At 57.4% G+C, this 10,221-nt stretch carries 13 protein-coding genes; 10 read left to right on the top strand and 3 right to left on the bottom strand.

The genetic code is table 11. From position 1 onward, the window contains the following. From GOW60_RS16085 to GOW60_RS16060, 6 genes are all read left to right on the top strand, one after another. The coding region (locus tag GOW60_RS16085; RefSeq protein ID WP_217355588.1) for a helix-turn-helix domain-containing protein at positions 1-250 on the top strand (250 nt) is incomplete at its 5' end. A gap of 119 nt (positions 251-369) precedes the next feature. Continuing rightward, complete coding sequence (locus GOW60_RS16080; protein WP_171230052.1) at positions 370-729, top strand: hypothetical protein; 360 nt, start codon at positions 370-372, stop codon at positions 727-729. A 100-nt stretch (positions 730-829) separates the two neighbouring features. Then, positions 830-1,036, top strand: coding sequence for a transcriptional coactivator p15/PC4 family protein (locus tag GOW60_RS16075; RefSeq protein WP_171230051.1), 207 nt, complete (start codon positions 830-832; stop codon positions 1,034-1,036). Further along, a complete protein-coding gene (locus GOW60_RS16070; protein ID WP_171230050.1) occupies positions 1,037-2,125 on the top strand; it encodes a bifunctional DNA primase/polymerase in 1,089 nt (362 codons plus the stop codon). It begins immediately after the preceding gene. Positions 2,126-2,229: 104 nt separating this feature from the next. Beyond that, positions 2,230-2,676: a DUF5681 domain-containing protein gene (locus tag GOW60_RS16065; RefSeq protein WP_171230049.1), complete on the top strand. Its 447-nt coding sequence runs from the start codon at positions 2,230-2,232 to the stop codon at positions 2,674-2,676. Further along, a complete protein-coding gene (locus GOW60_RS16060) occupies positions 2,673-2,987 on the top strand; it encodes a hypothetical protein (protein ID WP_171230048.1) in 315 nt (104 codons plus the stop codon). The genes GOW60_RS16065 and GOW60_RS16060 overlap by 4 nt, the downstream gene beginning before the upstream one ends. Positions 2,988-3,342: 355 nt before the next feature. Here the strand turns inward: GOW60_RS16060 and GOW60_RS16055 are convergent, their stop codons facing one another. Together GOW60_RS16055 and GOW60_RS16050 are read right to left on the bottom strand one after the other, a co-directional pair. Further along, complete coding sequence (locus tag GOW60_RS16055; protein WP_171230047.1) at positions 3,343-4,278, bottom strand: mechanosensitive ion channel family protein; 936 nt, start codon at positions 4,276-4,278, stop codon at positions 3,343-3,345. Positions 4,279-4,340: 62 nt separating this feature from the next. Continuing rightward, positions 4,341-5,156 carry a response regulator gene (locus GOW60_RS16050; RefSeq protein ID WP_171116889.1) on the bottom strand — a complete coding sequence of 272 codons (816 nt, stop codon included), beginning with the start codon at positions 5,154-5,156 and terminating at the stop codon, positions 4,341-4,343. Positions 5,157-5,250: 94 nt separating this feature from the next. Here GOW60_RS16050 and GOW60_RS16045 point away from each other — a divergent pair, with 94 nt between their 5' ends. From GOW60_RS16045 to GOW60_RS16030, 4 genes are read left to right on the top strand one after another with little or no spacing between them, the layout of a single operon-like run. Next, positions 5,251-5,439: a NepR family anti-sigma factor gene (locus GOW60_RS16045; RefSeq protein ID WP_170452416.1), complete on the top strand. Its 189-nt coding sequence runs from the start codon at positions 5,251-5,253 to the stop codon at positions 5,437-5,439. Continuing rightward, positions 5,432-5,977 (top strand): RNA polymerase sigma factor, encoded by a 546-nt coding sequence (locus tag GOW60_RS16040; protein ID WP_171230046.1) that lies wholly within the window; start codon positions 5,432-5,434, stop codon positions 5,975-5,977. The genes GOW60_RS16045 and GOW60_RS16040 overlap by 8 nt, the downstream gene beginning before the upstream one ends. 6 nt (positions 5,978-5,983) lie before the next feature. After that, entirely contained in the window at positions 5,984-7,744 is a 1,761-nt protein-coding gene (locus tag GOW60_RS16035) for a sensor histidine kinase (RefSeq protein ID WP_171230045.1), read from the top strand. After that, positions 7,722-9,218, top strand: coding sequence for a phospholipase D-like domain-containing protein (locus GOW60_RS16030; protein ID WP_171230044.1), 1,497 nt, complete (start codon positions 7,722-7,724; stop codon positions 9,216-9,218). The genes GOW60_RS16035 and GOW60_RS16030 overlap by 23 nt, the downstream gene beginning before the upstream one ends. On the opposite strand, the gene GOW60_RS16025 is transcribed toward GOW60_RS16030, so the two are convergent. Next, positions 9,215-10,216, bottom strand: coding sequence for an AI-2E family transporter (locus GOW60_RS16025; RefSeq protein ID WP_171230043.1), 1,002 nt, complete (start codon positions 10,214-10,216; stop codon positions 9,215-9,217). The two genes, GOW60_RS16030 and GOW60_RS16025, sit on opposite strands and share 4 nt — an antisense overlap. Between the last annotated feature and the right edge of the window lie 5 nt (positions 10,217-10,221).

Raw genomic sequence — 10,221 nt, 5'->3', positions numbered from 1 at the left:
CGTGGTCCTCCGTTTCCTAAACATAACGGTGGACCAGTTCAGTGGGGGAGGCTCAACTCAAATCACCGTTAGGCCGCGCGCCACGGATATCATTGGCGCAGTTGCCTACACCGGCATGTCCCGCGCAACACTGTATGCAGAGATGAAGACGGGGGCTCTTAAGTTTGTCAAAATCGGTGGCGCAACTCGTTTGGAATACAACGAGTTAGACCGCTGGTTTGACGAGAAATCAAAAGAGGTCGCTGCTTAAATCGAAACCCGCGCCATGGGTCAAACATTGGCACGCGGCATTTCGTTTGTAAGTCGGTGGCTATGACTGCAAGAAATGCAACGTGTTCTGACCTAAAGCGCAAGCTTGAGGAATTGAGCATGAATACCAAAACCCCCGAACTACTCGTAAGAAACGCATTGTGGGTTACCGCATGGCGTGACCTTTCGCCAGACACCGAACCGGCTGAGTACCGGGTAACCGGTGAGTCAAGTGAAACCCGCAACATCTGGGTAAGTAAGAAAAAGCGCCGCATGCTGGATTCGTTGATTGACGGCCCGGTTCACTGCGCATCGCCCTGCAGTTTGAGCCACTTCGTCATGGGTCTACGAGATGAACAGGGCCCAAACATTAAGACGATATGGTTCTACAATGACCCAAAGGCCGGACGCAGCCGGTTTGGCGTTTACAACCTTTTGGACAGCGTGACCCGTATTGGCGGTCAGGAGTTAGCGGCATGAAAACCCGCGACCTTCAGATCCACACATTTCGCCGCAAGCATGGCCTCTCGGACTCTGCTGCACGCATCGTCGCAACGCTGTACTACGGGGAGGGCCGCTAATGGCCCTCATCACCCAGATCCCCAAGAACAACCACGAGGAATACCGTGTCAGCCGGAATGACTTTCAGGGGCATGACCTCATCAATATCCGTGTCTATTTCGTCTCTGAAGATGGTGAGATGCGCCCTAGCAAACAGGGCGTGTCGTTCCGGGCTGAGTTGCTGCCAGAGTTCATAGCCGCGCTCAACAAGGCGGAGGCTGCTTAGATGGGATATCATAAAGCGCTCAACGCCCAATCGGGCTGTGTGCCGGTTGAGGAGATGGCCCGCCTTCAATCGCTTGGCCACAGCTTGTTGCCGCTCGGAGGTGGCATCGATGGGAAGTCGCCCCTTCTCGGTTTAACCGACCCAACACGCCTGTCCCTCAAGCGCGTGCTTGGACCGATGTACGGCAAGGGCAGTTCCTGCTATGGGGTTCGCCTTGATGGGCTGGCAGTAGTCGATTGCGACGAAAACAACCCATCTTTGCTAACAGACATGGAGGCGCGCTTTGGGATGTCTCCGGTCCAAGTTTCGACCCCGCGTGGCGTGCATCTGTATTTTAAGGGTGCTGGCGGTAAAGTGCCTAACCTGCGCGCTCAAGGTTATCCTGTAGATGTGAAGCGCGGTGCCAGCAGCTATGTCGTCGGGCCGTACTCTGTCCGACCAGATGGCGGCGAATACCAACCACTAGCCGGTGCTTTGGGCAAGAATGATTTGCCTACGATTTCACTAGAAACCAGCGAGGTACAATTCCGCGCCGGAGCCATTACTAAAGGCAACCGCAACCGTGAGCTAAGCCTAGCCGCCATTAAAATGGTGGAGGCCGTTGAAACGCTCGACGAGTTGTTCTGCAACCTTGCATTCATTCGGGACGACGAGTGCGAGGATCCGGCCACAATGCCAGATTCTGAACTTCGCAAAATTGCCGATTGGGCCTGGACCAAGCGATTGGAGGGCAAAGTGTACCAAGGCCGCGACAGTGAATTTCGTGTCAACCGAACAGCGTTGGACAGGTTGTCCACTTTTGACAATTCTTATGACGCAATCGGCCTATTTGTAGTTCTTCAATCCAACCACGGGCATATTCCCGGCCAGATATTCCCACTCGATCATGCTGCCATGACCAAGTCGGGGCACACCAACCTTGGCCGCCGCCGCTTCAGGGCTGCCATTCAAACACTGCGCTCTGCGGGCCTTTTGGGCATCGCAAAGGAATACTCCGCCGGTAACCATCCTCGGTCGTATCAACTGGTGTGCTCTCGCCCAGATGCGCCCAACGTCCGTTCGCTTCTAGTTGCCAAGGAGGTGTCCTGATGCAGGGGGGAGGGGTTTATCTATTACTTATGTTGACCGCTTCCGGTCAAAAGGGGCTTTGCCCCAGAAATCACCAAAAAACCAACCACATCGAGGCATGAGCAATGACGGATGAACCCAGCCGAAAAAACGGAACTAATACGGACGAACGAAACCCGGATGGAACCTTTGCGACTGGTAATCCCGGCAAGCCCAGAGGAACCCGAAACCGGGTCACTCGGGCAGTAGAGGAACTGCTTGAGGGGCAATCGGAGGCAATCACGCAAAAAGCGGTTGAGTTGGCGCTTGAGGGTGACAGCACGGCCCTCCGTCTTTGTCTGGAGCGGATTGCGCCCACCAGAAAGGACGCACCGGTCAGTTTTGACCTTCCCCCCATCAGATCCGCTGCCGACGCCTCAGAGGCCGCACAGGCGGTGCTACAAGCCGTTTCTCAGGGTGACGTGACACCTTTGGAGGGAGCGACGGTCATGGGGCTTATTGAGCAATACAGGCGGGTTCTGGAAACGACGGAACTAGAGAAACGAATAGCAGCTTTGGAGGCTTCAAAATGAGTGTTCGTAGCAGGGTGGAAAAACTGGAAAAGGACGCAGGAAACCAGTTCAATGTCGTCGTCACTCAGGGCGAGTTCTTTGACAAGCACGGGAACCCAATTTCGACCGAAAACGGCTGGCCCCCCAATCTAAAAGAGGACGTTCATCGTGCCATAGTGAGCGTTTCGGATTCAGAGGAAACTGTCACTTTGCAACGGAGACAAGACGAGTCGGGCGCTGAGTTCATGCGTCGCTTCGACCAGACAGGCATCGAGATAGGTAAGAAGGTTGGCACGACCGTTTGCCTGCCCTGGGATGCCAAGTGGACTTAATTGCATGTTTGAGCTTCGAGCCAGCCGGAGTCTGAGCGTGAAAAGACTGATTAGGATCATATTGACCAGCTCTGGGCCTACCAAGACAGGTACTGCCGCTCGGGTTCTAGCCCAAGGATTACTATTCGTGACAATCTCCTCTGGCTTGTGTCTCTTCGTTGCCATGCTGATCTTCGGTTTTCCCAAGCATAATGGCGGACCAGTTCATTGGGGGAGGATCAGGCCAACTCATTTTGGCGTTTCAGTCGCGGCAATCATTTTGGCGACTCAGCCCGATGACCGCACCTCCGTTGCTCAAACCCCTAATTTTGCCTGAAGAGTGCTGGCTTCAGGCACCTGGGGTCAACAGTCAAGGTTACTCTGCCGCGATCGCCTTCTCTTGCCGTCTCTCGACGTCTTCGATCAGCAGCGTGCGGGTTGGAAACGGAATATTGATATCGGCGTCGTCCAGCGCCTCTTTGACTTTGCGCTTCATGTCTGCCTGGTACTGGAAGTAGTCCGAAGTCTTGCACCAAACGCGGACAAGAAAATCGACGCTGCTGCTGCCAAGGTTGTTCACCTGGATGAACGGTTCGGGATCTGCCTGCGAACGGGCGTCCGACATGATCGTCTCGCGAATGACGCGCTCGGCCTCCGCCAAGTTGACGCCGTATCCAACGCCGAACGTCCACTCGGCACGACGGGTCTCGTAGACGGAATAGTTCTTGATGGTGTTTCCCCACACCTCGGCGTTGGGAACGATAACCTTGACGTTCCCCATATCCGCAATTTCGGTGTAATTCAGGGTGATATCTTTTACGGTTCCGAGCACGCCATTCACGTCAACGAAATCGCCGATCTTGAGCGGCCGGAACAGGATGATCATCACGCCGGCTGCAACGTTGGACAATGTACCTTGCAGGGCAAGACCAATGGCCAAACCCGCGGCACCTATCAACGCGATGATCGACGTCGTCTGCACCCCGAACGTGTTCAGAATGAACAGCGCGGTAAACGCCAGGATCGTATAGCGCGCCAGATTGCCCAGAAAGTTGAACAGCGTGTCGTCCAGGCGTTCCGATTTTTCACCGACGCCCCGGATCTTCCGGCTGACATATCTTGAAATCACAAGCCCGAGAACCAGAAGGATCAGCGCGGCGATCGTGTTCGCGACGAGGCCAAGAAGGGCCTCGAGCGTCAACAGGTCGCTCAGCGATTTCCCGTCATAAAGCTCGGTATTCAGAACTTGCGACAGTTCGGCCCAAACGGTGTTCGTCACGGTCTCTGCGGTCTGTGCAATCTCGTTTTCCATGGTGTTCCTCGTCGTGTCTCATCGCCTGAGTTTTCGTGTCTTGCAGCGCGGCCCCTGCCGCGTCAGACCTCGATCACGGCGCTAGAGGCAAAGAACATGGCCTGGCTGACGGCCGATTTGACCTGTTCTTCGGTGTAGGGTTTGGAAATCAAAAAGGCCGGTTCGGGCCCTTTGCCCGTCAGAAGGCGCTCGGGGAATGCGGTAATGAAAATGACGGGACAATCGCCGTGCTGGGCAATGATGCGGTTCACTGCATCGATTCCACTGGATTTGTCCGCCAGTTGGATGTCCGACAGGATCAGGTCGAACGGCTCGCGCTCGGCCAGTTCGATGGCGGCCGTCTCGGTGCGTGCGACCCCTGTGACCCGGTGGCCCAGGTCGGTCACCATAGTTTCAAGATCCATCGCGATGATTGCCTCGTCTTCGATGATCAAAATGCGCCCAGAAGTGTGGCGGGCCATTTCCTCGTAGGCGATATCGATCAGCTTCTGAGCCTCGGCAGGTTCTATCTGCATGATTGCGGCGATATCGCTGACCGAGAACTCTTCGACCGTGCGCAGCAGCAAGGCCTCGCGCGTATTGGGCGTCAGGCGTGCCAACTGGGCGTGGGCGCGCGTTTGGATGTCAGAGCTGTGGCCATCTGCGTCAACGGGCATTCCCGATGTTGACCAGATGCTGTGAAACACACGAAACAGCGCGACCCGCGGCGCGAGATCGGCATCGAACTGGGCGGGATCTGCAAGGATCGCCTCAAGCGATGCTGCGGCGTAGGCGTCGCCACTGTCCTGTGAGCCGGTGAGGGCACGGGCATAACGGCGCAGAAACGGCAAGAGCGGGCCAATTTGATCTGCGACGGAAACTCCGGTCAGCTCGGTCATCTATGTTTTCCTCATTTTTTTCTCTAAACTCGGGAACCAAACGCATACTGGGGCGTTATGGTTCCAGCAAAAGTAAAAAATTTTTGATGATGCCATGACAAAACCACAGCCAAGCCGAAGCCATCGGCAAGAAATAGAGCAAAGGATCGACGAAAACCTCAAGCGGGCTTTCGATGAGGTAGCCAACGAACCGGTTCCGGATCGGTTCGTCGATCTTCTTGAAAAACTGCGCAATCAGACCAGTGTTCCCAAAAGCGGTGACACGGGAGGCTCGGATGGTTGATCCGCGAGAAGAGCTTGTCGAACATATTGGTGCGATGCGTGCCTTTGCGATCAGCCTATGCCGAAACGGGGCCACGGCCGATGACATCGTGCAGGACGCATTGATCAAGGCATGGAGCAATATCGACTCGTTTCAGGAAGGCACCAACATGCGGGCGTGGTTGTTCACCATCGTCCGGAACACCTATTTTTCGCTGCGCCGCAAGCGCAAACGTGAGGTCGAGGATGTGGATGGCGCGATGGCCGAAAGCCTGTCGCAAAAGCCCGACCATGACGGACGGTTGGCGTTAAAGGATTTTGCTGTTGCATTTGACCAACTGACGGATGAACAGCGCGAAGCCTTGGTGCTGGTCGGTGCACAAGGGTTTTCCTATGAGGAAGCAGCCGAGATGTGCGGCGTCGCTCTTGGAACGATCAAAAGCCGGGTGAACCGTGCCCGCGCGCAACTGGCCGAACTGATGGATTTGGAAGATGACGAACCCATCGAATTGACCGATACGGTGACGGCGGCGATCGTTCAGACGCAACCGGCGGCCTGACGATCGATGGATGCGAAACCGCGCAGCCTAACCGTCTATCTTGCCGCGCTGGTCACCTTGGCGCTTTTGCCTTTGGGGCTGATTGCGGTATTGCAGACACGCGCTGTGATTACCGAAGCCGACGAAAGATCTCAGGCCTCGGTTTTGGCGCGCACGATCGAAGCTGCCACCCGGGAACGGGAGCTTCTGCAAAAAGCTGTTGGTGCCAGTTCGGGACTTACCGCCGCGCTTTCGGCTGTAGGTATGGACAAAGCCGCTTGCTCGGACCTTATGCGCCGGTTCGTCGAACGGCAGCCCGAGTTTGTATTTGCCGGGTTTATCCAGCCGAACGGTGTCATGGCTTGCTCAACCGTCGAGAAAGACATCGATTTGTCGGACGCACCCGGTTTCGGGCAGATCTCGGAAAATCCGCAGCTTACTTTTTCTGTCAGTCGTGCCGGGGCGGCGACAGGGCAATCAGTGATCATCGTAACCCAGCCGGTCATGAACAGGACCGAGCTTATGGGGTTCGTCTCCATCTCGATACCTCATGCGCTGGCGCGCACGCCCTTGGATGTTGGCAACATTGGTAGTGACGTGGTCATCGCCCTGTTCGACGCGACTGGAGAAGTGCTGTCATCAAATGTGGGCTTGGATGAGGTCAAACCATTCCTACCGCCCGCGAAAGAAAACCTGTTGGTTCTGTCCAGTTCCGGCAAAACATTTTCGGCTAAAACGGCCGACGGAGAGGATCGGGTTTTTGCAGTTGCCAGCATCATTCCGGGCGAAGTCGCCGTGATTGGCAGTTGGCCACGCGAGGCGGCGCTGGCCTCTGTCGGTGCAGGCAGCACTGCCCTGACCATTGCTTTTCCGATCCTGATGTGGGTGACCGGTCTGGGAGTTGCCTTGTGGGGCCTGCATCGATTGGTGATCCGGCATCTCGACAGCTTGCGTTCGGCCGTGCGTCGTTTCGCGTTGGGCGAGCGCGACCCGATTGAAAGCCTTGCAGGCGCGCCGCAGGAGTTCCAGCAAATCCAGACTGCATTCAACCGCATGGTCTTGTTGATCCGCGAGGCTGAGGCGCAGCACGAACGCGATCTTGTCGAAAAAACGCTGTTGTTGCGCGAGGTGCACCATCGCGTCAAAAACAACCTGCAACTGATCGCTTCGATCATGAACATGCATTTGCGCAAGGCCGAAACCCCCGAGGCCCGGCGCTTGCTGGAACAGTTGCAGCGGCGGGTTCGCGGTCTGGCCATGGTGCACCAGACCTTGAACCAAAACTCGCAGATGACGACGATCAACACCGAGGCTCTGATCGGGCATTTGGTCGCCGAACTGGCGCATCGACCGCCAATTCTGGGTCAGGTGGTCGAGGTTGACTGCCGGATCGCGCCGGTCGAACTGGGGCAGGATCAGGCCGTCACGCTGTCGATGCTGGTGGCCGAGGCGCTGACGAACGCGGTCAAATACGTAGGCGTTCCGCAGGACGGACCGCCGACAATTTCGGTGGAATTGACCCGACCCGAGGAGAGCACCCTGCACCTGAAAATCTCCAACACGCGCGGGCAGTCGGACGACGGTGCGGATCTGTTCCACAGCGGCGGGATCGGTCAACGGCTGATGCAGGCCTTCCTCCGCCAATTGGACGGTTCCGAAACCATAACCGAGACGTCATCGCATTATGTGTATGAGGTAACGTTCGATATCGCCGAAGTAGAAGGCGATAGCGAACCTCAGACCATTGCGGATGAGAGAGGCGGTGATGCCCGTGCCGCAGCAGAATGACTTTGAGGTCCTGATTACGGCCGCGCATGCCTGGCCCGCCTTGGAAAAAGCGGTTCTTGAGGCCCGGCACCAGATCAAGGCAAGTTTTCGGATATTCGATTTCATGACACGGCTGCGCAGCGATCAGGCGCGCCAGATTGGGGAAACCTGGTTTGACCTGATCGAGCATGTCATTCGCAAGGGTGTAACGTTTCATTTGGTCATCAGCGATTTCGATCCGATCTTCGCGACCGAGTTGCACGAGCTGAGCTGGCGCACGAAACGGCAGGCGGTTGCGCTGGCGGAAATCCTGGGTCCAGAAATCGCCTCGCGCTTGACCGTTCGCGTGTCCATGCACCCCGCGCAGGCCGGCGCATTGCCTTGGGCCACGCTGTTGCCCGCGGTTCTGCGTAAAAAGGCGCAGCGAATGCAGGAGCTGTCCCGCGAACGACGCAAACGGCAGGCGGTACGGCTGGGGTCGGACACGCTGCCCCGGCTTCACACCGTGTCGCACCATCAGAAAGTCGCCGTGATCGACAATGAGGTCTGCTACCTCGGCGGATTGGACTTGAACGAAAGGCGCTTTGACACACCGGATCACGATCGTCTGGCCAAAAACACCTGGTCAGACGTTCAATTGCTGGTCCGCGGACCCGAGGCCGCCGAGGCCGCACGCCATATCGACCGGTTCGAACATGAAATCGCAACCGGACAACCGGCCCCACAGGCAACCCACCTGCGCCGCACCCTGTCCAGCCCGCGCCGGTTTGCATTCTGGCGGCTGTCGCCAAAGACCATCGCGCATGAGATCGAGGATGAGCACATCGCCGCCTTTCAAGCCGCGCGGCAACTTCTGCACATCGAGACCCAGTATTTCAGATCAACCCGGCTAGCCGAGGCCTTGGCTGAGGCGGGCCATTCCAAGCAGGATCTGAAACTGGTACTTGTTTTACCAGCCTTGCCCGAGGAAGTGGCCTTTGGCGGGCATGACGGATTGGACGCGCAATTCGGGTTGGACCTTCAAGCCAAATGCCTGGAGATCATCCAGCAGGGGTTCCAAGACCGTGTATCGCTTTCGACCCCGGTCCAGCCGATTGCCGCCAGCGGGGCCGATGCCAGCGTCGAGGTTTTGAGCGGGTCTCCGATCATTCACGTTCACAACAAAGTTCTGGTGGTGGATGACCATCATGCTTTGGTCGGGTCCGCCAACCTGAACGGACGGTCTTTGCGGTGGGACACAGAAGTCGCCCTTCGGGTCACCGACCGGCAGCGGATCGCGGTTCTGCGGCAGGCCCTAGTGGACCATTGGTGGTTCTCGGATGATCTGAGCAAACCGATCGAGACAGATGCCATGTTCGCGTGGTGGGGGCGAGAGGTACAGGCCAACGGCGTGCGGCGCCCCGAAGCGCGCAGCGGCTTCCTGGTTCCGCATGACGCCGACGTTGCGCGCGACATGCGGCAACCGCTTCCGGGGGTAACTGAAAACATCGTTTAGGTGGTCGCGACCGGGCTCATGACCTTGGGGTGCATCAATACGCCGAACCACAGCAGGATCGGCAGTGCGACGATGGCGCCGACCGGCCCCCACAGCCAAAGCCCAAAGATGATGGCAATGAACACGACCAACGGGTTCACCTGCAGACGTTGGCCGACGAAGGCGGGTGTTACGAATTGTGCTTCAGAAAGATTGATCGCCAGGAAAATCAGGGGGGGCAACAGGGCCGCGGCTCCACCGAACTGGGTTAAACCGGCGATCAGAAGGCCGGTCAGGATCATCAGCGGGCCGAGATACAGCACAAAATTCAGAAGGCCGGCGGCCACCCCCCAGATTACGGCGTCATTGATGCCGATCAGCCCCAAGGCCACAGCCGTAACAGTCCCAAGGCCGATATTGACTAACGTCACGGCAGCGAAATAGCGATAGACCGCGCGGTCAGCCAGATACAGCCGCTCTGTCAACGGGCCGGCTGCGGCATAGAGCTCGGGTCGGGTCAAAACGAAAAAGAACAGCGTGCCGATGAAAATCAGGATCTTTGATCCAAAATTGGGCGCCAGCCACAAAGCATCCATCACCGACGGAAGGGCGGACTCCGTTTCCGCTGCCCCATCGGCGCCGACGGTTTCTTCGATCTCGCGTCCAAGCGTTTCGATACCCCGAATGAACTCGGACATCGCGGCGACCCAAGAGCGCAACTCGCGTTTGATTGCGGGCAACTGTTCGACCAGCGTGGACAGCAATGGTTCAAGCAGAAGGAACGCCGCGACGATGACGGTGCTGGTCACGAATAGCAGTGCCGAGGCAGATATCACTCGTGGGCAACCGACCTTCTCAAGCTTGTCGGCAAGCGGGGCGACCACGACCCCCAAAACCAACGCAAAGGTGATCGGCGCGACGATCGACCGGGCCAGGTACAAAGCGGTGATGACGGCGATCCCGGTCAGGATCGCCATCATCGCACGCAAGGCCGATGGAGAGCTGAAAGCAGTGGGCATGGGCG

Source organism: Ruegeria sp. HKCCA4008 (genome assembly GCF_013033125.1).
GTDB lineage: Bacteria > Pseudomonadota > Alphaproteobacteria > Rhodobacterales > Rhodobacteraceae > Ruegeria.
This window is presented reverse-complemented; position numbering and strand designations above follow the sequence as displayed.